Genomic DNA, 21,653 nt, shown 5'->3' on the forward strand with positions numbered 1-21,653 from the left:
TGAAGCCCTCGATGCTCTAATAAAACATCGGGGGCTTCGTTTCTTATGAGCCGAGTGAGGCAATGTAATCGCGCAGGCTTTTTTCATCCGCTTCCTTCGTTTTGGCAAGAATCAAGATTTTACGATAGTCCTGAGCCAGTTCCGCTACATAGTTGTTCGCTTCAGCCTCTGTAAGGCCAAGACGAATGAGATGATCCGCCATTTCTTTTTCTCGTGTAGCATAGAAGCTTGTCAGCTCATCCCAGAAGCTCTTGTCGAGTGATAGGGGTCTCAAATTTGTTTCTTGTGCGATTTTTATTTGTTGCTTCTCGCTGCGCATCATAATATACATATCGTCTTTTGTATATCCTTTATCTTTCAGATAACGGACGATTTGTTCTACTTGATATAGATCGTTGACGGTCTGCACAAACGGTTTACCAGTCATCGTTCTCCTCCTTTATTTGCTCCGATTCCAGCGGCAGATTCTATGGCTACTTTTTACCCCCTTCCTGCCTTTTTCAATCAGATGCGCATTGCTGCCACTTATTTCGTTGTATAATAAAGTAAAAAGTATGGGAGGAAAATCATGGACCAAGAACAGCAACCGAACAGCTTCAGCCGGCTGCGTTCCATGCTGGCGTCCTTATCCGTCAAAGAGAGGCTGGCGGCCTGTTATATGCTCGAAAACCCGGAGGAGGTCATTCATTCCTCGATTTCCGAGCTGGCAGAGAAAAGCGGTGTGGCGGAAGCGACAATTTTTCGACTGTGCAAGCGGCTCGGTTATAAGGGATACCAGGCGTTTAAAATTGCGCTAGCCAGGGATATTGTGCGACCGATTGAAAACATCCATGAAGAAATTACAAGCGAAGATGATATGGTGCATATTGCACGAAAGATTTTTTCAAGCAGTATGGAGGCGATGAAAGATACGCTGGCGTTATTGGAACATGAACCGCTTGAGTTGGCGGTGGAATATCTGGCAGGCGCCAAGAAAATCGATTTCTATGGTTCGGGTGGCTCGGGTATTATTGCATTGGATGCATATCATAAATTCATCCGGACAGGCATACAAGTAATGGCGCACACGGACAGTCACCTGCAACTTATGTCTGCCTCGCTTTTGGACAAGGACTGCGTTGCGGTTGGCATTTCGCATAGTGGCAGCAACATTGACGTAGTGGAGGCAATTCAGGTAGCGCGCGAACGCGGAGCGAAAACGATTGGGATTAGCAGTACGATGAAATCGCCGCTGACCCGTGCAGTTGAACTTTCCCTTTACACGACTTCTCGTGAAACTTTATTTCGTTCGGAAGCGATGGCTTCCCGCCTTGTGCAGCTGTCAGTTATGGATGTCCTGTACGTAGGTGTAGCAGCACGCAAACAAGGCGTTACCCTTGAGAATCTACAGAAAATCCGTGAATCTATTGCGATTAAGCGATACTAACAGGCTTATCCGACAACCAGCCAATCGTGGTAGGGTTGTAGGATAAGCAATTTTTAACGTTTTTATGAAAGAAAATTTCTTTCACTCGTTTACTTTAGAAAAAATATTTTATATAGTGGAAGAGCATCCTCATAATATCATCTAGGAAAACGCTAACATTATAAAGGAGAGAGACAGCATGAATTCTTTTCTGGGGCTCAGCCACAATGCCAGCCTGCTGGTATATACGGTTATCGCCATTATCGGCCTTATCGTGCTGATTGCTAAATTTAAAATCAATCCGCTTGTCGCCTTGATTTTGGCTTCACTATTCATCGGCCTGTGTGCAGGTATGGACTTGTCTGCTATTTTGAAAGCGTTCGAAAAAGGGGTAGGTGGTGTTCTTGGGTTCATTGCCATCGTGCTTGGACTGGGAACGATGCTGGGGAAAATGATGGCCGAATCCGGCGGAGCGGAACGCATCGCCCAAACGCTTATCCGGTTATTTGGGGAGAAGAATGTACACTGGGCGATGATGTTTGTGGCATTTATCGTAGGGATTCCGGTGTTCTTTCAGGTAGGACTGGTGCTTCTGATTCCACTTGTTTTCACGCTGGCGAAGCATACGAATACATCGCTTCTGAAAATTGGAATTCCGCTTACTGCAGGCTTATCTGTCGTACACGGTCTGGTCCCGCCTCATCCGGCCGCGATGCTTGCGGTTGGCATTTACGGAGCGGATGTAGGCAAAACAATTTTTTATTCATTGCTCGTGGGGTTGCCGACGGCAATTATCGCGGGTCCGTTGTTCGGTTCATTTATTTCTAAGCGCATTCGATTGACCCCTTCAGTGGAGCTTGCAGCCCAGTTCAGCGAATCAGATCGTAAAGATCTACCTGGCTTTGGCATTACCGTGTTTACGATTCTGCTGCCGGTTATTTTGATGCTATGTGCAACGGTGGCAGATGTGACGCTTGCAGAAGGCAATGCGCTGCGTACCTGGATTGACTTTATCGGAAGCCCAATTGTATCGCTTCTCATCGCGCTGTTATTCGCATTCTTTTCGCTCGGTTTTGCACGTGGTTTCAGTCGTGACGATATACTCAAATTCACAAACGAATGTCTTGGACCGACTGCTACAATTCTCATTGTTATTGGAGCAGGTGGAGGCTTCAACAAAGTATTAATTGAGAGTGGTGTTGGTGACGCGATTGCAGGCATGGCCACACAATCCCACATCTCTCCGGTATTGCTTAGCTGGCTGATTGCAGGTCTGATTCGTGTCGCGACTGGATCAGCTACTGTTGCAATGACAACTGCGGCAGGCATTGTCGCACCAATCGCTGCCGCAATGCCTGGTGTTAATCTGGAGCTTCTCGTACTTGCGACTGGAGCGGGTTCGCTCATTTTATCGCATGTTAATGACTCGGGTTTCTGGTTGATTAAAGAATTTTTTAATATGACTGTTACGCAAACGTTGAAGACATGGACGATGATGGAAACGATCCTTTCCGTCTCGGCACTTATCTTCATCATGCTGCTTGATATCGTGGTATAACATTCTAGAGGACAAAGAGTAAGGAGGCAGCCCTGTGAGTATGAACTACTGCATCGGAATTGACATCGGAACAACCAGCACGAAAGCCGTCCTCTTTTCGGAGAAGGGACAGGGACTTACAAAGCACTCCGTGGAATATCCGCTGCATACGCCGACCCCGTCCACAGCGGAGCAGGACCCGGATGAAATCTATAAAGCGGTACTTGAAGTTCTTAAGCAGGTCGTACGTAAAAGCCGCGTCGAATCTAATCGTATCGCTTTTGTTTCATTTAGTTCTGCGATGCATAGCGTCATTGCGATGGACGGGTCACACCGTCCTTTAACCCGCTGCATTACATGGGCGGATAACCGTAGCGCGAAATGGGCGGACAAGATAAAAAAAGAACAAAATGGGCATGAAATCTATCGGCGCACCGGCACACCCATTCATCCGATGTCGCCGCTGGCAAAAATCGTCTGGATGCGTGAAGAACGTCCAGAAATTTTCAAACGGACGGCAAAGTTTATTTCCATTAAGGAATACGTATTCTACCGTCTGTTTAAACAATATGTCGCCGATTATTCTATTGCCTCGGCGACCGGATTGTTTAATCTGAAGGACCTTGCCTGGGATAAACAAGCACTCGAAGTCGCAGGTATTACAACAGAACAATTGTCCGTGCCGGTTTCAACTACACATGCCGTACAGGGAATGGATGCATGGGCGGCGGAAGAGACCGGACTTAATCCTGATACGCCGTTCATTGTCGGTGCAAGTGATGGTGTCCTGTCTAATCTTGGAGTAGGTGCAGTGGAGACGGGAGTCGTGGCTGTTACGATCGGAACGAGCGGTGCCATCCGTACCGTTGTTGAAAAGCCAGTGACTGACCCGAAAGGACGAATTTTCTGTTATGCACTGACGGATAAGCATTGGGTTATTGGCGGTCCGGTTAACAATGGCGGCATGACACTGCGCTGGGTGCGGGATGAGTTGGCCGCGTCCGAAATTGAAACAGCGAAACGGCTCGGCATCAGTTCATATGATGTACTAACGAAAATCGCTAGCAATGTACGCCCAGGTTGCGACGGACTTCTGTTTCATCCTTATCTTGCCGGTGAACGCGCGCCGCTGTGGAACGCCAATGCGCGTGGCTCTTTCTTTGGCCTGTCACTGCACCATAAGAAAGAACATATGATTCGCGCCGTGCTTGAAGGTGTTATTTATAATTTGTATACGGTTTTTCTGGCACTGAAAGAGCTTATTCCGATGCCAAAACAAATTCAGGCGACAGGCGGCTTTGCTCGCTCAGCGCTCTGGCGGCAGATGATGGCCGACATTTTTGATCAGGATGTGTACGTACCGGAAGATTATGAAAGCTCCTGCCTTGGCGCGGTGGTGCTCGGTTTATACGCGCTCGGTCGGGTAGATTCGCTCGAAATCGTATCGGAAATGGTAGGAGCGACTCATCACCATACACCAAATCCGAAACATGTTGCGGTATATACTGAATTGCTGCCGATTTATTTGCGCATTATGCGTAAGCTTGAGGATGAATATGAAAGCATTGCTGAGTTTCAGCGCAAAATGTTGGGATAATAGTAGAAAATATACAGAAGGAGTGATCGATAGTGAAAGTAGGATTAATCGGACTTGGGAAAATGGGATACAACCTGGCACTCAATATGCTGGATAAGAAATACGAAGTTGTAGCGTATGACACAATAAGCGAGCAGGTCAAAAAAATCACGGAAGATGGAGCGCAAGGTGTCGATTCTCTGTCAGCGCTTGTACAAAGTCTGGAGGCGCCAAGAACGGTTATTATGCTGGTTCCGGCGGGTAACATTACTGGTCAAGTTGTAGATGAGCTATCCGGTCTGTTAGAAAAAGGCGATATTTTGATTGATGCAGGAAATTCTAACTACAAGGATACACTGCTTCGTTATGCGCAGCTTAAGGAAAAGGGGATCCATTTTGTAGATTGTGGGACAAGTGGGGGAACGGAAGGTGCTCGACATGGCGTATGCACGATGGTCGGCGGCGACACGGAAGCGCTGGAGCGTGTTACTCCGCTGTTTGAGAAAATCTCCATTCCAGACGGATTTCTCAAAGCCGGTGCCGCTGGTAGTGGTCATTTCTTGAAAATGGTTCACAACGGCATTGAATATGGAATGATGCAGGCAATCGGCGAAGGGTTTGAAATCCTGGATAAAAGTCAATTTGATTATGATTATGAAGCGGTCGCTCGCGTCTGGAACAACGGTTCGGTAATTCGCAGCTGGCTAATGGAATTGATGCAGAATGCATTCTCGAAACAGCCAAACCTCGAAAATATTAAGGGCGTTATGAATTCGTCGGGAGAAGGTATTTGGACGGTAGAGACCGCGATGGAATTGCAGGCCAATGCACCGGTTATCGCTATGTCGCAATTTATGCGTTTTCGTTCACTTGAAGATGATACGTTCCACGGTAAAGTTGTTGCGGCATTACGTAATGAATTTGGCGGCCATGCGATCGTAAGCAAATAGACAATAAAAAAAGAGATTGAATGTTTATCCGATGACAAAAGCCTGTATTTGATTTACAGTAGTACTATCAAATACAGGCTTTTCATATGTCATAAAAGATAGATGTGTTCATATGCATCAAAATTATTAAAAGGCAGAGGTGAGAGAATGAATACTTCCTATGCAGCACAAAAAGATGGTGTGTTTCCTTCCGTTTGCTCACTTGATTGCCCGGATACGTGCGGGCTGCTTGTCCATAAAAAAGACGGAAAAATCATTAAAGTTACAGGTGATCCAGCGCATCCAGTAACCCAGGGAGCCATTTGTAATAAGGTGCGCAATATGACAGCGCGTATTTACGATCCAAAGCGTCTTAAATACCCGATGAAGCGTGTAGGCGCAAAAGGGGAAGGGAAGTTCGAGCGTATTACGTGGGAAGAGGCAATCGGAACGATTGCGGAGAAATGGAAAAGTCTTATTGCCAAACATGGAGCTGAGAGCATTTTACCGTACAGCTTTTATGGGAATATGGGTATTTTGAATGCGGAAGGGATGGATCGCCGCTTTTTTCATCATCTAGGCGCCAGCCAGCTTGAGCGGACCATCTGCACCTCGGCTGGAACGATCGGGTATGCATACACGATGGGAGGCAGTTACGGAACGGATCCGGAAGAGACGACCGAAACAAAGCTATTCATCTTCTGGGGCTGTAACGCGGTCAGCACCAATATGCATCAAGTTACATTGGCAGAGAAAGCGCGGAAGAACGGTGCGCAGGTTGTCGTCATCGATGTGCATAAAAACCAGACAGGCCGCTGGGCCGATTGGTTTATTCCGATTCTGCCGGGAACCGATACGGCGCTTGCGCTCGGTTTGATGCATGTTCTGTTTGCAGAGAATATGATTGATGAAACATTTCTTGCCGACTATACCTTCGGCCATGAAGAATTGCGCGAGCATGTCAAACAATATGATCCCGCCAGTGTATCGGAGATTACGGGCGTGCCTGTCGAAGATATTTATAAGCTGGCAAGGATGTACGGTACGACTTCTCCTTCATTTATTCGCATCGGCAACGGGCCGCAACATCATGACAACGGAGGCATGTTTGTGCGTACTGTAGCTTGCTTGCCTGCGCTGACCGGACAGTGGCATGTCCGTGGTGGTGGTGCGATTAAAGGCAACAGTGGCTTTTCTGCGGTGAACTTTCAGGTACTGCAGCGACCTGATTTATTGAAGAACCGTACACGCTCGATTAATATGAACCAAATTGGCGAGGCACTGACAGAGCTTACCCCGCCGATTTATTCGTTGTTTGTCTACAATAGCAACCCGCTTGTTGTTGCGCCAAACGGAAACAAAGTGAGAGACGGGTTCGCACGCGAGGATGTATTTACTGTTGTACATGATTTGTTTTTGACGGAAACGGCACATTACGCAGATGTTATACTTCCGGCTACTTCTGCGTTTGAAAACCTGGATTTGTATACATCTTATTGGCACTATTATGTGAATTTGCATCAGCCTGTAATAGAGAGGTACGGTGAAAGCAAGTCAAATGTAGAGGTGTTTCGACTGCTGTCAGAAGCAATGGACTTTACGGAGCAGGCGCTCAAGGATACCGAAGAAGAGATGATTCGTCAGATGCTCGACGATTCGGTGAACCCTTATTTGAATGGCATTACGTATGAAAAGTTGCTTGAGACGCCTTGTATGAAGATCGATCGCAGCAAAAGACCTGTATTTCCAGGTACCTTGCCTACACCGAGCGGAAAAATCGAACTGTATTCGGAACGAATGGAGAAAGAGGGATTGCCTCCGCTGCCGACATATGAACCGATTCGGGAGGAAGAAACGTTCCCGCTTTTATTCGTGTCTGCGCCGAATCATAACTTTTTGAATTCGACGTTTTCCAATAATGAGGTGCATGTAAAGCTGGAGAAAATTCCACGACTGCATCTTCATCCAGAGGAAGCGCGTAAGCGTGGGATTGAGAACGGAGAAAAAGTGCGGGTTTACAATCGACGTGGAGAGTGCGAATTGACAGCGTCTGTTGGTGAGAATGTGCTACCGGGTGTGGCTGTTAGCCAGGGTTTATGGGCGGAGTCTCCAGGAACGAAGCAGCTTGTTAATGTCCTGACGCCGAGTCGTCTGGCAGATATGGGCGGCGGAGCAACGTTCTTCTCGGCCCGGGTAGAAGTAGAGAAATTATCTTAATAGGATGCTGCTTTTTATTTGGGAAAAGTCTTTGTACAGTAAGGGCTTTTCTTTTTATACCTACGAGTGTCATGCTTTTATAGTTAAATCATACATAATTGGTGACATTTTTGGTGACAAATGCACTAAGAGTTATTGTTAAGGAATAAGGCATCAAGTCTTTTGGTAGCGTTTGCTTGCATGTTGGGCAAAACATGGCTATAAGTATCCAGTGTCATTTGAATCTTGCTGTGTCCTAACCGTTCAGAGACGACTTTAACATGTTCTCCATTTTTGAGCATAAGAGTAGCATGGGTATGTCTTAAATCATGAAAGCGAATTGGTGGAACTCCTGCTAGTTTTATTATTCTTTTCATTTCTTTAATTAGATTAGATGGACTGACAGGTGTGCCTTTAGAGGATTGTACCACCATATCATTCAATCCTTGCTGCTCCTTGAGAGTTCTTAAAAAATCAACTGTGTTAGGTGAAATAGATACACTGCGAATACTTTGTTTAGTCTTTGCTCTTGTAAATATCTCGCTACCATCATGCGACAATATTTGTGTGATATAAATTATTCCGTTGTCCAAATCCACATCCTTCCAGCTAAGACCTAGTATCTCATCTTGCCGCATTCCTGTCATAATACCTAGGAAGAATGCCGGATAATAATTCCCTTTATTTTCGGCAACTTGTAGAAACTTGTTAATTTCTGCAATATCCCAAACAGTTATATTACTTTTACCTTCTAACCATTCATGCAGATAACTCTCATATTTCATATTTGAAGGCTCTACATACGCTCCTGTATTGTATCCCTCTCGCTTAATTGTGAGAGGGATTTTGTTTTGTTCACAGTCTGATTAAAATGGAGGGATATCATGTTTAGATTTACTTTGCATTTAGCTAATCATGAACCAGTAGCAACTAACGTCTAATAAGATTCGTTACTTAGCTTATGAATATTTTTTTTACCAATCCCCATAATAAAGCTAAATTTGCAAGTAAATAGGGGGATAAATATGTATCAAAAAATAGCCTGTCTTTTGTTTGCAGTTTTTTCTTACTGTTTAGTTCAGCTGGAAGTGTAAATGCCGAGATATTTAAGACACCAGTTACAAAAAATACAGAACAATGGTCAATTAGAATCGGAGAAGCCCGATTAGATGCACCAGATATGATAAAATCAAAGCCAGGTGTGTTTGATGTATATAGTCTAGAAATAAAGAATAATGGACATACCCTTCATAATGTAACAGTTGAAGTATATCGAGATGAACCCAATTCTCTGACTAAGTTTGGATTGTTTTCAAACCCAATTGGAACAATTAAGCAGGGACAAATCATACTCCTGCATAAAAATTTCCCTTTATCTGTTAAGGCAAAAGAGGTTGAAGTTATTGTATCCTGGCAAGATGAAAGCAAATTGGCCAGAGATGGTAAAACAAAACTTGAAGGTAGAAAATATAAACAGTCATTTATTTTCAAACCAAACAGTCAGTAACGTTAAAATAAATAAGGTTTATGTTCGATAATGTCGCTTATGAGATTAAGCCGCTCTACAATTAGAACGGCTTTATTCTTTATGTTTTTTAGCATCGCCACTATATCCAGTTTGATGTACAGCAGTTTTATTTTTATCATTCCAACCATAATAATAACGAACTCTTGGTTCATCTTTAAAAATTATTTCGACATCATACTCATATGGCAACAAGGAACATTCTATTTAATCCTTATAATGTTCGATAACATCATTTATAATAATCAAGCAACGGATTGGGGACGTTACTTAACGAGGTGTTTAAATGTGATAAAGAAGCTGTTCATTGCTTTAATCCTTGCTTTTAGTATATGTGGAACTATAATTAGTGAAGCGAAAAGTCTCACTGAAGTAGAGGTATTCGACGTTTCTAAAAGGAAGGTTGTTAAAACGATTCCAAATACAGACCAAATCCAGAAAGAGGTTCGATTATGCATTAAATCAATACATGAATTATCACCAAGAGCAGATCTTAATTTTAAGACTGGCATGATTTATAAAATTCCCATTGAACCATCAATGCAAGTAGAAAATCAACTATTTCATAGCCTAGTCAACGAGGTATATCTTATTATTCAAAATGAACCTGAAAGACCTTTATTACTTCTGTTTGATGATGAAAATAAAATATTTCTAACCCATTTCAAATATGAAATACGTCCGTTTTTGTTAAAAAACACCTTATAACATCGCACATATAAATCTGTTACATTTCACAGTAGCTGGTTTTATTTATTTGGAAATTACAGTAAAATAAAGATGGAGATGTGGAATGAGGGGGGGATAATGATGTGGTGGATTTCTGCTACTGTAATTATTTATCTTATTGCATATGCCATGTTTTCAAAACCAGTTAGAAAGCCAAGAAGAATAGAAGACCTGGTTAGAGAAGAAGGATATACCCCTGCAAACGATCCTATACGTCCTCCAAATGCAAATAGTGATAATCATATGCCATAGTATCCGATAAGGTCATTTATATTGAGGACGAGAAGAAGCTACCTTTAATTGGGTAGCTCTTTTTCAGTATATCAACAAGTCTAAACTTTGAATGTGTAAATCACTCGAGTTGCAGCAATTAAATCATGTATTTTTTATATTTATGAAATGTTTGGAGACAATACTTGTGAGGTGTTTCCTTATGAGAAAAATTGTTATTTCCACTTTTATTATTATCTTGATTAGTTCTCTTGATAGCTTGGGAACATATAGTAATGTATTAGCTAGTCAGAGTCTTACGTTTGAAGGAAGATCAGAAAATTGGAGCGGAAAAGTTATATTTAGCTTAATAAACGGAAAGCTAGATCAAAATACAGTTGTTGTTCCAAAAAATATTGATGAAGTGACTAATATGAAATTTAAAACATCTTTTGATAACAATCGTGATATAAGTCAAATTTCTACTTTTGAACAAGCAAAAAAGGAAATTACATTTGTGAAAATTGATGTTGAATGGATACAAGGACAAGAGAAAAGAAAGGAAGTTATTATCGCCAAATAGGTTCTTTAACAGGTGACCGTGAGTAAATACATACAATATGTTTGTTTAATTAGCCAAATTTAATTCGGAGGTACACTTCCCCTCTTCTAGAATGAGTTGGACAGCTTGGTGCTTGAATTCTTGACTGTACTTTTTTGCCATCGTAGACACCTCGATTTAGAATGNCAGCTTGGTGCTTGAATTCTTGACTGTACTTTTTTGCCATCGTAGACACCTCGATTTAGAATGCTTTTATTGTCGCATTCTCGGTTCTGCGTGTCCAGAATTCAGTCTACCAACATATTGGTCTTTTTTTGTTGTATAAATTTCCTGTTAAAAAAGCAAGTAGCTGTATGAGCAAGTTATTGGTCTTATTTTAATACCTAATAAAGACCGATCATAAAAAAAGCGGGAAAGCACTTTTAAACAAATGAAAAACCTTCCAGATTGTTGGAAGGTTTTTGGCTGTTTTCCGTCCTATAGGATAGGCAGAGGAGTAGGGGATAGATCTAATTTATTTACTGAATACGCCCTAATTGTCCACCTAGTTGCTGTTCAGCCATTTGCACAAGACGTTTTGTAATTTCGCCACCAACGGAACCGTTTTGACGTGATGTAGTATCTGGACCAAGAGTTACACCGAATTCTGATGCGATTTCATACTTCATTTGATCCAAGGATGTACGCGCTTGTGGCGTAAGTAATTGATTTCTGTTGTTAGAAACTTGTTGCGTTCTTGGCATAACTACCATCTCCTATATGCTTAATTTTGGTGCCTGATAGTCTTAAAATTCCACATAGGAAAGAAATTATGCATAGGATAGATTGGTAATTTTATCTAATAAAATTCGGTTAATTTTCTTGGTATTCGGATTTTATGGCGGGAAAATTGATGTTCCTAAGAATTTACAAATGTCGTACACCCTCAACTGCTAGCATATACATCGTTAAAGATTGGGCGTCTTGAATCACCCATTCCCTATATTCTTTTTCCGCTATCACATATTCCTTTTCAGTGATATACCCATCTCTTTTCATTTGAATTCCCCTGCTTGAAGCCGTATCTGCCCATATGCTAATACGAGTTTGGAAATCTGGATCTGCTCGTTTAGTTGCTTCATGTTGAGGAGTTATGGTAACTTCTTCAATACCGCTTCTTTGAAACATATCAGAAAGGTGATCAGCGATCGCATTATCCATACCTGCATCAGAACGCCATTTCAAATATGCAGAATAGAAAGAAAGCATACTTGAGGGAGGTTGTGGTTCCCATGCTATCTTCTCATGATTATAATCAGCGATCAAAATCCGTCCACCCATTTTAGTGGCACGTATCATCATTTTCAATGCTTTCAACGGGTCAGATAGCCATATTAAAACACGAGCACAGGTAACAATGTCAAATTGTCCGTCATAGGCAAGATTATAGATGTCACGTGTTTCAAAAGTTAATCCTGGCGTTTCACCATGAGCTTGACGGGCTTTTTCGATTAAGGTTGGATTATTATCAATTCCTACAACACGCCCGTTCGGACCAACTACTTCTGCTATTCCACGAGTAATTGCCCCAGTGCCACAACCAACATCAAGAACGGTCATATCTTTAGTGAGTATATCTGCAAGCCTTTTATGAGAATTTGTTAACGATCGGGAATTTAGTACGTTTGTCAACTTTCCCGATAATTCAGCCCGATTTCGTGCAGTACTTTTGTCCATACGTATCTCCCCTCATAACAAGTCTCTGTTTTCTATTAACATGATGATATCAATTTTATCGTTTAACTTTATATTGGACTAATATATAAAATAAATAAATTTTATAGATATTAGCTATATATTTGTTATGCAAGTTGAGACATGTATTCAACAAGGAAAAATAACGATACCATAACCTTCTTGTTCATTTCTTATCAAGGAAGGGTCTAGATCATGACATGGTATCGAATGGCTGACAACGTACCTTTTTTGATGTAACAAATATCACTGTACAAGCAATTCAAAATCGTCAGCTCCTTGCATACGCTCCTCAGTTTGTGCGTTATTCGGCTTGGTTTAGTTACTTAGACAGCAAGGAATATGGAAACACAACGTCGAATAAGAAAAATATACTCGTACCTTCATGTTTTTTCACGATAAAAGTGACAAATACCAGCCTTCGTCAAAGTGATGTGGCAATATAGACGCTCTATTTTTAAGACTACACAAGATAAAGGTTAGAACGGAGGACTACTGTATTGAGAAGTGAACAAGAAATGATGAATATGCTTGTAGATTTTGCCATGAAAGATAATAGAATCCGATTGGTAACTTTGGAAGGGTCACGTACAAACAAAAATATTCCTCCAGATACATTCCAAGATTATGACATTTCTTACTTTGTAACAAATATTGATTCTTTCAAGGAAAATGATCAATGGCTCAACATTTTTGGAAATCGTATGATGATGCAAAAACCCGAGGATATGGAGCTTTTTCCGTCAGAATTAGGGAATTGGTTTTCATATATAATTCTTTTTGAGGATGGTAATAAATTAGACCTAACACTTATTCCAATTAACGAGGTAGAGGATTATTTTACCAAGAGCGACGGTTTAGTGAAAGTTTTGCTTGATAAGGATACTCTTATCAAAAATGAAGTGATCGCAGATGACCGTCAATATTGGATTAAAAAGCCAACAGCAAGAGAATTTGATGATTGTTGCAATGAGTTCTGGATGGTTTCAACTTACGTAGTAAAAGGGTTAGCGAGAAAAGAAATCCTTTTTGCTATTGACCATTTAAATGAGATTGCACGACCTAATTTGTTGAGAATGATGGCTTGGCAAATCGGATCAGAGCAAGGATATACCTTTAGCGTGGGGAAGAACTATAAATTTATAAATCGTTACCTTCCAAATGAAGATTGGGAAGCAATACTATCAACTTATTCTCAGAATGGCTATCAAGAAATGTGGCAGTCTTTATTTGCTTGTTATGAGTTATTTAGAAAATACTCTAAGGCAGTGGCAGGAAGTCTTGGATATAAGTATCCAGATTACGATGAAGCTATCACTACGTATACTGTAAATATTTATAATTCATTGACGTGAACGATGTAAATTGACCGCCTTTTTAGTGGGCGGTTACTTTTTGTGAGCAAAATCAACAATTTGGAGGAGATTAAAGAAAAGAGCCACCATTCAGGTAGCAAAGAGGAGACAGGTGATTTAATCAATATAATTTTTTAACGTTGTAATAATATAAAACCACTAACAGATGTCGATCTTCCACGACATACAGTCGAAATGGATGAGACTTATTTCCTATACTCTGAAAAAGAGAAGCGGGATTGTAAAGCCCGCAATCGTGGTGGTGCTTCTCAATTCCGTGGTATCAACAAGGAACAAGTTTGTGTATTGATTGCTAGAGACCGTCAAAAACTAACTTATTCCAAAGTGATTGGGCAAGGTTGTATTGTAAAATCCCGCTTAGAGAAAGCAATCGGCTCCAAGCTATCCAAATCGAATATCCTTTGCATAGATGCTTGACGGGCATTCATTTGAGTTGGTTTCAGTTCCTGCCGCAACAGTAAGTAAAATGGTTATAGATAGTTGCTTGTTATCCACTAATACTACTTATGAGAGCTTAAGATTATCGACATTCAATTTATAATCTTGGCTTTTCCTTGTTTAACTAGCGTCGTAAATTAAAGAAATGTGACAATGCATAAAGTAAATGGGGGGAAGCATTTGAGAACTGATATAGATAATTGGTTACCAATATCCATAAAAGAAATTAATCAAGTATTCTCTAAAATGACAGCTATTTGGTGTATTGCGGGAGGAGAGGCATTAGATTTACATTTGGGTAAAAAAGTAGAGAACATAGTGATTTAGACGTTGTTATTTATCGAGAGCAGCAACAAGATGTTTACCAGTCTCTAAGTAGTGAGTGGATGTTATATAAAGCAGAGAATGGAAAGCTCAATCCTTGGGAAGATGGAGAATTTTTAGAGCCCATAAATGATGTATGGGTGAGTAAGAATGCAAATTCTCCCTGGTCATTTCAAATTATGTTTATAGATAGTGTAAATGATGATTGGGTTTATAGAAGAGAAAAGTCAATTAAACAACCAAAGAGCAGTATATATATAAGAACGAGCGAAGGCATCCCCTATTTAAAGCCAGAAATTCAACTTCTTTATAAGGCTGGTTCTTCGAAAGTTAGAGAAAAGGATTTTAAGGATTTTCAAACAATGCTCCCTTTACTATCACCAGAAGAAAAAAATGGCTTAAACTTTCTCTAAAAAAGCAATTTCCTGAAGGACATAATTGGATTGGATACCTTTAAAAGTTCTTGAACTATCGAGTGCTTTCTAAATAAAGATAAAATCAAGGACCTCAAATAAGGTCCTTGATTTATATTTGATTATCAACAATATTATTTAACAGAGCTATTCATAAAAAAGCCCGTCATCCTTTCTATTTGATATAAGAAAAGGGTAACGGGCTTGTCTCTTTAGGAATAGTGTTCTTAACTTGATGGATGGGGGGTAGCTTTTAGGAGTTTCAATTGTTGTATTTAAAGAATGAGCTTTGCTTGTAACTTCGACTATTTCACCGTTTTCATCTCGTTTACACCAAAACTCATAGAATGTCATATTTACTTTTCTCGCCAAAGCCCTTTTTTAGCATTCCGAGCCTGTTTCTGAAGCTTCACAAAATTATTTGTATACTTCACATTTGGCGGGAACGTAGCAACCTGAGCATAGTCTTCTTTCACTAACGTCTGATTAAACATTTCAGCTTTCGGATTCTTAGCGTTGCCTAACCATACATACAGCAGACGCCCGTATTTGTCGCGTTGTTGATTAAAGTTACGTTTGCGTTTTTTCGTGTAAGTGGAAGCTTCTGGGCCGTATGATTGTAGCCGGTTTTGTAGGAGCTGGTTGGGTTGTTTTTGTACTGCCTCCGTTATGATAGTGGTATTCTCCGTCTTTTAACGCCCACTTAGCACCGTTTTTCTTATTAAACTAAAGCGGCGAGTTAGTTAGAAAAGGAAAATAGTGGTTAGGTGTAGAATGGTAATCTATATAAATCACACTTGATACCTTGACAGGGCAGCGTGGTTGGAAGTAGGCGATTCAGACAAAAAGAGGTTGGATGCGCCCTGCGATCCGGCAGAAGAAAGGCAAACGTATCTTTTTCCGGCCGTTCCCGCCCACCGCCCTTCCTTCTTTTCTTACCTCCTACCATAAACATTTGTCAATTTATCAAATCAGATGTATACCGTTAAGGTATTCAATCAATAAACTATTATTTATCTTACCATCAATACTACTAAATTGTCCAAAATTAAGGCTAGTTTCCCCACTGTGCCCGAAAAAAATGAGTTTCTGGGAAAATGAGAAAGATATTCTAAAATTTTACGTTATAGCTAGTGAACAAGGAAGAAAGTAGCATCACTTTTGGAGAGAAGGACAAACATGTTTAGCATTCAGGAGCTGATTGAATTCGTTTTACACAGTAGTTATTGATTTTCTTGGTAGCACACGCCACCTGATTGGCAAACGTGTGTACTTGAATCAGGTAGTGTAAGAAAAAAATGTGTTTACTATCTTGACAGAAGTCCAGTATGCAAGCTGGTATTTAATGCAAGAAGGATAGTAGAAAGCAAAATGGGTTACGGCGTATATGAGCTCTCATCTAAAGAATGGATAAACGTTGCACCGTATTACTTGTGTAAATCAATTATTGGAGGGAAATAAATGGAGTCGATCCAGGCAAGAGTTCGTTCAATGATTCAAAAGCATATGGAAAAAAATCAATCTGTAGGTATAAGTGTTGCAGTCGTGCAAAATGAAAATACCATACTTTCTGAAGGCTTTGGTAACGCTCAAATTCACGAATATACAACTCCTATGACAGCCGATACGCTTATGAATCTCCAAAGTGTCTCAAAAATAATACTAGCTATATCCATTATGCAACTAGTGGAAAAGGGGCAAATTCAGTTAGATGATCCTGTAGTGAAATATCTACCGTATTTCCAAACAAAAAACAAGGAAATCTCAGATCGAATAACCATTANACATATGATTGCTCCTAATGCAAAGGAGATTTTTTCGGATACGCCTGATGAGTACGAGGAAGCATTATCTTATTATGGTTTAACGGAAGAAGAAGTATTAAGGATAAGAAGTCGTGAGGATATAACAAAATGGTTCGCTGCATTTGAACTAACAAGGAAGCCAGGGGAGGAGTGGGAATACTTTACCGCGGGATATACCCTATTAGCTGATGTGTTAGAAAAAGTAACAAAGATGAAGTGGGAAGAGTATATTCAAAAATACATTTTTGAACCTTTAGAAATGAATGACACGACAACGTATATGAAAGAGTATATAAACAGTAACCAAAAAGCACAGTACTATTTGCTGGAGGGATTAAAACAAATCCCTCTCCCGGTGAATCAGCTAGCAGCACCCAGTGGATTTGTTTATTCTACAGCGAATGATATGGCGAAATTTATGAGCCATATAGTAGGAGGGGAATCCAATACGTTAATTCGTTCATCCTCCTTGAAAGAAATGCTGAATCCGCACGTGCGAGTATGTTCTGAATGGGAGAGAGAAGGGAACCCTACGTACTATGGGTATGGCTTTTTTGTAGAAGAATTCCAAGGGACTACGCTAGTGGAGCATGATGGCTCTCAACTTGGAGTAAGAGCGATTATTTCGATGGTTCCTTCAGCTGAAATTGCTGTAGCGATCCTAATGAATTGTGATGACAAGCATTATTATCAACTAGCCAGAAATATATTACGGTTGCTGCTTGATGATAAAAAATCTTGCTATCTTAAAAATTCAATAAGATAACGAGCGACTGCAATTGATAAATTAACTTTATTTCCGTACGACTGTGGATCGTGCTCTAGGGGAGGGAAGTGTATGAGTGATACCCAATATTGTGATAAGGTAAGTGACTTTCTTGATCTGGTATGCGGACAAATTAAAGCTAAAGAAATACATAGTGAGATTAGAGCTGGACTTGAAAGCCATTTAAATGACGTTATTGAGCAGAAGATCAAAGAAGGTGTTCACAAGGAAGAAGCGATGCAACAAGCGATTCGCCAAATGGGGGATCCTATACTTTTAGGGAAACAGCTGCATAAAGTCCATAAACCAAAAATGGAATGGGGCTTAATAGGATTAGTAGCTGTTTTTCTTAGCATAGGATTGACAGCAACGTATGCGATTTCTCAAGGTCAATTTTTTTCCGAAAAAATTATGTATACCTGTATTGGAACAGTTCTCATGCTGTTTTTATGGTTCTTTGACTATCGGAAATTTACGTATTTCTCCTGGTACCTTTATATGCTGACTTTATTGGTAATGGTATATACAATCATTATTGAGTCGCTTAGAGACGGCAAACTAATGCTAAACCTAGGGGGTAAAATAATTGACTTTATATCCATTACACCGTATTTATTCATCATTGCATTAGCCGGTATTATGGTTTCAAATAGATGGAAAAAGCAAAGCATACTAGAAAAATTCATTATTTTTATTTTAGTACCCGTGTATTTATATATCGAAAGTGATGTAACTTTTCCTTTGCTTACTTATTTTTTAAGTTTTATGATATTGCTTGTATTCAGCAAAAGAAGTTGGAAGGAATTTGTATGCTTAATGACTCCTGTTGTCGTCTTTTTCCTGGTATTTGTTTTAGGCAGTCCATACAGAACCTACATACTTTTACATCCATATGACCATCATCTAGACCGGAATTTACAATCTTTAGAAACAATCCGCTTTGCAGGGATGTGGGGGCATGGATTTGAATCACCTTTCATCAAAAGCTTTTTTAACATACAAAGCGATATGATTTTTACATATGTTATTCATAGCTTTGGATGGTTTATGGGAATTGTTATTTTTGTCTCTTCCGTGTTTTTCGTGTTTCGAATAATGGGTGTAGCTAGAATGGTAGGGGATGTTTACGGTAAATTAATAGTTATTGGTATCCTTACTGTTTTCTCTGCTCAATTCTTTTCTCACATTCTAATGTCAATAGGATTAGTACCCTGGACGGGTATTCCTCTTCCTTTTATTAGTAATTATAGTGGGGTGCAATTTATAGTCCAGTTAGCGGCCATTGGAATGATACTAAGTATATACAGAAGGAAAGACATAATAAAAAACAATTAAGCTTATTCACAAAACGTTTCACTTTGACGTAACATGTCTTTCTTTTCACATTCGAAATATTTAAAAATATATTTTGTGAAGCTGATTAATCCTTAGAGTATGAAGATCGTTGTCAAATCTGTATTTTTACCAGAAGCATATTATATAAATTACACTTAATATTTTGACAGGGTAGCGTGGTTGGAAGGAGGCGATTCGAAAAAAGAAGAGGTTGGATGCGCCCTGCGCTCCAGCAGAAGAAAGGCCAGCGTGTCTTTTTCCAACCGCTCCCGCCCACCGCCCTTCCTTCTTTTCTTACCTCTCACCTCTCACTACAAGAATTTGTCGATTTATCAAATCAGATGTATATAGTAGGCATGAGCTATGAGGAAAATACCAATTTAATTTATAGATTTTCTCTATCATTTCCCCATACCAAAAACCCGAATAATGGACTTTTTTATAAGGGTCCATTATTCGGGTTACAGTTCAGTTCCAGGGGAGCGGTCTCTTTTGTTAAAAAAATATTTATCATGAAAAGGTCGTTTAAATAGAGTAGAAATAAATGAGCAATTAAAAGAAACAAAAGGTAGCGTATCTTAATGGATTGAAATACAAATAGGATTTGAGCCAGAAAAATACAAATGAGAAAGTGAATTCACGGCTATGTACATGATTATTTCATAAAAATTTTTTGGGAAAACGAGAAAGATATTTTGAAATTATACGTTATAGCTAATGAGTAAGTAAAAAGGGAAAAGCTGCGCAGCATCCTTTTTAGAGGGGGAGGATAAACATTAGGAGCTGATTAAACTAATTTAACTATATGGTAAGGCTAAATATAATATAAATAAGAGAGGGAATAAGACCATGAAAAAAATAGCAACTGTATTTTTAGCGATCAGTTTATTGGCTACAACGCCTGTCTTCGCGGCTGAACAGGAAAGTAATCCAATCCAGCATGAGGAAGGAATGATTCAACAAGGGGAAGGTTTTTGGTGGAAAGAACTGACTGTTGATGAAATTATGGCCCAGAAAGGGATGAAATCGGCATTAGAGTCATTCTATGATAAATTTCCACGAACAAAAGCATATAAAATCAAGGGTAGTAAAGTTAAAAGGATAGAAAAGGGCAAAGAAATAAATGAGATTACTTTGTCATTAATAAGTAATGAGAAAGAATCATTTGGCTTAACCTTTGACATAAAAACAGAGAAGATAACAGAGTATACTCAAGTAGTATCCAATATTTCTGAATCTGAATTACCAGAAACAGTGCAAGCATCTTTAGATAAAGTCTATAGTCTTTCACCGGAAGTGAAGAACCTTAAGCTTTATGATTCCGCCATGTATCTACCCGTTATAAAGGGGGAGGAACAATTGAAAACATATTCTCTTTGGTTTAATGAGAGCGGAAAAAGAGAGGAAGGAAAGACAAATGATAAAGAATTTATCATAATATTTGATGAAACAGGTAAAGTTCGATCTTTTTTCTTCGAAAAATTATCTTTAGTCAATTTTGAAGGAAACACAAAAGAGGAAAAAGCGCAAGACCTGTTGAAACGGTTATACGGAGAGGAAGTTAACGAATACAAAATCAAGAAAGTAAGTGATAATTCTACTAAGAATCATTTTAACGGATCTGTTGCGTTTATGCCCATATCATCTGAAAAAGAACCAATCCTGGTCGAGTTTAATAGTAAAGATGAGATTATTAGATTTTTTATTATTTCACGGGATTTTTTGGAAGATGCAGGGCTTTTACAATAGCATATATGAAACAAATGAAGTCGTTCTCATTGGAACGGCTTTTTTATGTATCTAATCATTATTATATGTTAAAGAATTTATTTAACGATAATTACCTCTCTTCTTAAGTTCTTATATCCATCCAACTTTAAATTTCACAAATGTAATCTTTTTTTCGCTTGTTCAACCTCCTACAGCAAAACGGGCGAAAATCCCATCGATATGAGAAAAAAATGATTTTTGATATCCTGGATGTTGTTTACGAGTATACCATGAATCGTCGTAATACAGCATATATAAATTACACTTGATTTTTTGACAGGGGAGCGTGGTTGGAAGGAGGCGATTCAGAAAAAGAAGAGGTTGGATGGCCCTTCCTTCTTTTCTTACCTCTTACCATAAACATTTGTCGATGTATCAAATGAGATGTATATAGTACCATTCCAATTGATATGAAGTTATTATCATATGGAATATGACTATATTTAAAATTAATAGAAAAATAAAACAGATGGTCTTCACAAAAAAAATTTAGGAAAATGAGAAAGATATTCTAAAATTGTACGTTATAGCTAATGAACAAGCAAAAAGGTAAAAGCTGCACAGTATCACTTTTGGAGAGGAGGACAAACATGTCTAGCGATCAGGAGCTGGTTGAACTCGTTTTACAAGGAAATCAGCAGGCGTACAATCAGATTGTAGACCGATACAAAGGAAAGATTTACTCCTTTTTGTATGGAATGATAGGTCGACCACAAGATGCGCAAGATTTAGCGCAAGAAGTATTTATTAAAGCATACTTCCACATACAAAGCTATAAACCTGATTACAGCTTTTCATCCTGGCTATACCGTATTGCAACTAATCACTGTCTCGATGAGCTGAGAAAACAAAAACGTGTCCCATACATCAGTCAGGAAAACGGTAGTCATGAGGAGAATTCATTCGTCCATCATAGGACACCGGAATCCATTTATTTGGAAAAAGAACGAAATGCTGTTTTGCACAAGTATATTATGGAGCTCGATGAAAACTATCGAACGGTGCTTGTACTTCGTCATATTG

Annotated in this window: 24 protein-coding genes and 2 pseudogenes; 18 read left to right on the forward strand and 8 right to left on the reverse strand. The window is 39.6% G+C overall.

All coding sequences use genetic code 11. From position 1 onward, the window contains the following. Positions 1–43: 43 nt before the first annotated feature. Positions 44–427 carry a general stress protein gene (locus AF333_RS15585; RefSeq protein WP_043066388.1) on the reverse strand — a complete coding sequence of 128 codons (384 nt, stop codon included), beginning with the start codon at positions 425–427 and terminating at the stop codon, positions 44–46. Positions 428–568: 141 nt separating this feature from the next. Here AF333_RS15585 and AF333_RS15590 point away from each other — a divergent pair, with 141 nt between their 5' ends. The 5 genes from AF333_RS15590 to AF333_RS15610 all read left to right on the forward strand — a co-directional run bounded on the left by AF333_RS15590 (position 569) and on the right by AF333_RS15610 (position 7,664). Continuing rightward, positions 569–1,426, forward strand: a complete 858-nt coding sequence (locus AF333_RS15590; RefSeq protein WP_043066387.1) for a MurR/RpiR family transcriptional regulator — start codon at positions 569–571, stop codon at positions 1,424–1,426. A 178-nt stretch (positions 1,427–1,604) separates the two neighbouring features. After that, positions 1,605–2,963 carry a GntP family permease gene (locus tag AF333_RS15595; protein ID WP_043066386.1) on the forward strand — a complete coding sequence of 453 codons (1,359 nt, stop codon included), beginning with the start codon at positions 1,605–1,607 and terminating at the stop codon, positions 2,961–2,963. A 40-nt stretch (positions 2,964–3,003) separates the two neighbouring features. Continuing rightward, positions 3,004–4,539 (forward strand): gluconokinase, encoded by a 1,536-nt coding sequence (gene gntK / locus AF333_RS15600; protein WP_173585729.1) that lies wholly within the window; start codon positions 3,004–3,006, stop codon positions 4,537–4,539. A 32-nt stretch (positions 4,540–4,571) separates the two neighbouring features. Further along, positions 4,572–5,468, forward strand: coding sequence for a phosphogluconate dehydrogenase (NAD(+)-dependent, decarboxylating) (gene gnd, locus AF333_RS15605; RefSeq protein ID WP_043066384.1), 897 nt, complete (start codon positions 4,572–4,574; stop codon positions 5,466–5,468). Between the two features lie 147 nt (positions 5,469–5,615). Beyond that, positions 5,616–7,664, forward strand: coding sequence for a molybdopterin-containing oxidoreductase family protein (locus tag AF333_RS15610; RefSeq protein WP_043066383.1), 2,049 nt, complete (start codon positions 5,616–5,618; stop codon positions 7,662–7,664). 125 nt (positions 7,665–7,789) lie between these two features. On the opposite strand, the gene AF333_RS15615 is transcribed toward AF333_RS15610, so the two are convergent. Then, positions 7,790–8,428, reverse strand: a complete 639-nt coding sequence (locus tag AF333_RS15615) for a site-specific integrase (protein WP_052812105.1) — start codon at positions 8,426–8,428, stop codon at positions 7,790–7,792. A 395-nt stretch (positions 8,429–8,823) separates the two neighbouring features. On the opposite strand from AF333_RS15615, the gene AF333_RS15620 reads away from it, so the two are divergent. After that, positions 8,824–9,150, forward strand: a complete 327-nt coding sequence (locus tag AF333_RS15620) for a hypothetical protein (protein ID WP_052812104.1) — start codon at positions 8,824–8,826, stop codon at positions 9,148–9,150. A gap of 2 nt (positions 9,151–9,152) precedes the next feature. On the opposite strand, the gene AF333_RS35400 is transcribed toward AF333_RS15620, so the two are convergent. After that, positions 9,153–9,323, reverse strand: coding sequence for a hypothetical protein (locus AF333_RS35400; protein WP_235496492.1), 171 nt, complete (start codon positions 9,321–9,323; stop codon positions 9,153–9,155). A 133-nt stretch (positions 9,324–9,456) separates the two neighbouring features. Between AF333_RS35400 and AF333_RS15625 the strand changes: the two genes are divergently transcribed. The 3 genes from AF333_RS15625 to AF333_RS15630 all read left to right on the forward strand — a co-directional run bounded on the left by AF333_RS15625 (position 9,457) and on the right by AF333_RS15630 (position 10,690). Beyond that, complete coding sequence (locus tag AF333_RS15625) at positions 9,457–9,876, forward strand: hypothetical protein (RefSeq protein WP_043066381.1); 420 nt, start codon at positions 9,457–9,459, stop codon at positions 9,874–9,876. Positions 9,877–9,978: 102 nt separating this feature from the next. Then, complete coding sequence (locus tag AF333_RS33705) at positions 9,979–10,149, forward strand: hypothetical protein (RefSeq protein ID WP_235496493.1); 171 nt, start codon at positions 9,979–9,981, stop codon at positions 10,147–10,149. A 181-nt stretch (positions 10,150–10,330) separates the two neighbouring features. Beyond that, positions 10,331–10,690: a hypothetical protein gene (locus AF333_RS15630; protein ID WP_043066380.1), complete on the forward strand. Its 360-nt coding sequence runs from the start codon at positions 10,331–10,333 to the stop codon at positions 10,688–10,690. 497 nt (positions 10,691–11,187) lie between these two features. Here the strand turns inward: AF333_RS15630 and AF333_RS15635 are convergent, their stop codons facing one another. Together AF333_RS15635 and AF333_RS15640 are read right to left on the reverse strand one after the other, a co-directional pair. Beyond that, positions 11,188–11,412 (reverse strand): alpha/beta-type small acid-soluble spore protein, encoded by a 225-nt coding sequence (locus AF333_RS15635; RefSeq protein ID WP_043066379.1) that lies wholly within the window; start codon positions 11,410–11,412, stop codon positions 11,188–11,190. A gap of 163 nt (positions 11,413–11,575) precedes the next feature. Continuing rightward, positions 11,576–12,385, reverse strand: a complete 810-nt coding sequence (locus tag AF333_RS15640) for a methyltransferase domain-containing protein (RefSeq protein ID WP_043066378.1) — start codon at positions 12,383–12,385, stop codon at positions 11,576–11,578. Positions 12,386–12,903: 518 nt separating this feature from the next. On the opposite strand from AF333_RS15640, the gene ant(6) reads away from it, so the two are divergent. The 4 genes and pseudogenes from ant(6) (at position 12,904) to AF333_RS37190 (ending at position 14,954) form a co-directional block, all read left to right on the forward strand. Next, entirely contained in the window at positions 12,904–13,758 is an 855-nt protein-coding gene (gene ant(6), locus AF333_RS15645) for an aminoglycoside 6-adenylyltransferase (protein WP_043066377.1), read from the forward strand. Between the two features lie 189 nt (positions 13,759–13,947). Beyond that, positions 13,948–14,193, forward strand: a pseudogene (locus AF333_RS32860) (IS1595 family transposase); the annotation flags it as partial. Between the two features lie 204 nt (positions 14,194–14,397). After that, positions 14,398–14,544 carry a hypothetical protein gene (locus AF333_RS37185; protein WP_307723431.1) on the forward strand — a complete coding sequence of 49 codons (147 nt, stop codon included), beginning with the start codon at positions 14,398–14,400 and terminating at the stop codon, positions 14,542–14,544. A gap of 59 nt (positions 14,545–14,603) precedes the next feature. Further along, positions 14,604–14,954, forward strand: coding sequence for a hypothetical protein (locus AF333_RS37190; RefSeq protein ID WP_307723432.1), 351 nt, complete (start codon positions 14,604–14,606; stop codon positions 14,952–14,954). A gap of 356 nt (positions 14,955–15,310) precedes the next feature. Here the strand turns inward: AF333_RS37190 and AF333_RS37475 are convergent, their stop codons facing one another. Next, on the reverse strand, positions 15,311–15,628 hold the full coding sequence (locus AF333_RS37475) for a thermonuclease family protein (protein ID WP_080787750.1): 318 nt from the start codon (positions 15,626–15,628) through the stop codon (positions 15,311–15,313). Positions 15,629–15,717: 89 nt separating this feature from the next. Beyond that, a complete protein-coding gene (locus AF333_RS35405; protein WP_235496494.1) occupies positions 15,718–15,903 on the reverse strand; it encodes a hypothetical protein in 186 nt (61 codons plus the stop codon). A 542-nt stretch (positions 15,904–16,445) separates the two neighbouring features. On the opposite strand from AF333_RS35405, the gene AF333_RS35410 reads away from it, so the two are divergent. From AF333_RS35410 to AF333_RS15660, 3 genes and pseudogenes are all read left to right on the forward strand, one after another. Continuing rightward, positions 16,446–16,737: serine hydrolase domain-containing protein (locus AF333_RS35410; RefSeq protein ID WP_268753645.1), on the forward strand; the 292-nt coding region annotated here is incomplete at its 3' end. A gap of 1 nt (position 16,738) precedes the next feature. Next, positions 16,739–17,525 (forward strand): annotated as a pseudogene (locus tag AF333_RS15655) (serine hydrolase domain-containing protein); the annotation flags it as partial. Positions 17,526–17,597: 72 nt separating this feature from the next. Beyond that, positions 17,598–18,860 (forward strand): FtsW/RodA/SpoVE family cell cycle protein, encoded by a 1,263-nt coding sequence (locus AF333_RS15660; protein WP_043066375.1) that lies wholly within the window; start codon positions 17,598–17,600, stop codon positions 18,858–18,860. 155 nt (positions 18,861–19,015) lie between these two features. Here AF333_RS15660 and AF333_RS35415 read toward each other — a convergent pair whose 3' ends face one another. After that, positions 19,016–19,165, reverse strand: a complete 150-nt coding sequence (locus AF333_RS35415; protein WP_235496495.1) for a hypothetical protein — start codon at positions 19,163–19,165, stop codon at positions 19,016–19,018. Positions 19,166–19,709: 544 nt separating this feature from the next. On the opposite strand from AF333_RS35415, the gene AF333_RS15670 reads away from it, so the two are divergent. After that, on the forward strand, positions 19,710–20,609 hold the full coding sequence (locus tag AF333_RS15670; protein ID WP_043066373.1) for a hypothetical protein: 900 nt from the start codon (positions 19,710–19,712) through the stop codon (positions 20,607–20,609). Between the two features lie 611 nt (positions 20,610–21,220). Continuing rightward, positions 21,221–21,653 (forward strand): RNA polymerase sigma factor (locus AF333_RS33710; RefSeq protein WP_053432701.1); only part of this gene is annotated, 433 nt, incomplete at its 3' end.

This window comes from Aneurinibacillus migulanus (assembly GCF_001274715.1).
GTDB classification, from domain to species: Bacteria; Bacillota; Bacilli; order Aneurinibacillales; family Aneurinibacillaceae; genus Aneurinibacillus; species Aneurinibacillus migulanus.

Bases quoted from the DNA above. Each gene is read 5' to 3' on its own strand.
- AF333_RS35405 (WP_235496494.1), bottom strand. From the start codon at position 15,903: ATGGTAGGAGGTAAGAAAAGAAGGAAGGGCGGTGGGCGGGAACGGCCG.
- AF333_RS37190 (WP_307723432.1), top strand. From the start codon at position 14,604: ATGTTATATAAAGCAGAGAATGGAAAGCTCAATCCTTGGGAAGATGGA.
- AF333_RS15615 (WP_052812105.1), bottom strand. From the start codon at position 8,428: ATGAAATATGAGAGTTATCTGCATGAATGGTTAGAAGGTAAAAGTAAT.
- AF333_RS15595 (WP_043066386.1), top strand. From the start codon at position 1,605: ATGAATTCTTTTCTGGGGCTCAGCCACAATGCCAGCCTGCTGGTATAT.
- AF333_RS15610 (WP_043066383.1), top strand. From the start codon at position 5,616: ATGAATACTTCCTATGCAGCACAAAAAGATGGTGTGTTTCCTTCCGTT.
- AF333_RS15630 (WP_043066380.1), top strand. From the start codon at position 10,331: ATGAGAAAAATTGTTATTTCCACTTTTATTATTATCTTGATTAGTTCT.
- AF333_RS15585 (WP_043066388.1), bottom strand. From the start codon at position 427: ATGACTGGTAAACCGTTTGTGCAGACCGTCAACGATCTATATCAAGTA.
- AF333_RS15635 (WP_043066379.1), bottom strand. From the start codon at position 11,412: ATGCCAAGAACGCAACAAGTTTCTAACAACAGAAATCAATTACTTACG.
- AF333_RS15670 (WP_043066373.1), top strand. From the start codon at position 19,710: ATGAAAAAAATAGCAACTGTATTTTTAGCGATCAGTTTATTGGCTACA.
- AF333_RS35400 (WP_235496492.1), bottom strand. From the start codon at position 9,323: ATGAACCAAGAGTTCGTTATTATTATGGTTGGAATGATAAAAATAAAA.
- AF333_RS15640 (WP_043066378.1), bottom strand. From the start codon at position 12,385: ATGGACAAAAGTACTGCACGAAATCGGGCTGAATTATCGGGAAAGTTG.
- AF333_RS15590 (WP_043066387.1), top strand. From the start codon at position 569: ATGGACCAAGAACAGCAACCGAACAGCTTCAGCCGGCTGCGTTCCATG.
- AF333_RS15660 (WP_043066375.1), top strand. From the start codon at position 17,598: ATGAGTGATACCCAATATTGTGATAAGGTAAGTGACTTTCTTGATCTG.
- AF333_RS15620 (WP_052812104.1), top strand. From the start codon at position 8,824: ATGATAAAATCAAAGCCAGGTGTGTTTGATGTATATAGTCTAGAAATA.
- AF333_RS33705 (WP_235496493.1), top strand. From the start codon at position 9,979: ATGTGGTGGATTTCTGCTACTGTAATTATTTATCTTATTGCATATGCC.
- gntK (WP_173585729.1), top strand. From the start codon at position 3,004: ATGAACTACTGCATCGGAATTGACATCGGAACAACCAGCACGAAAGCC.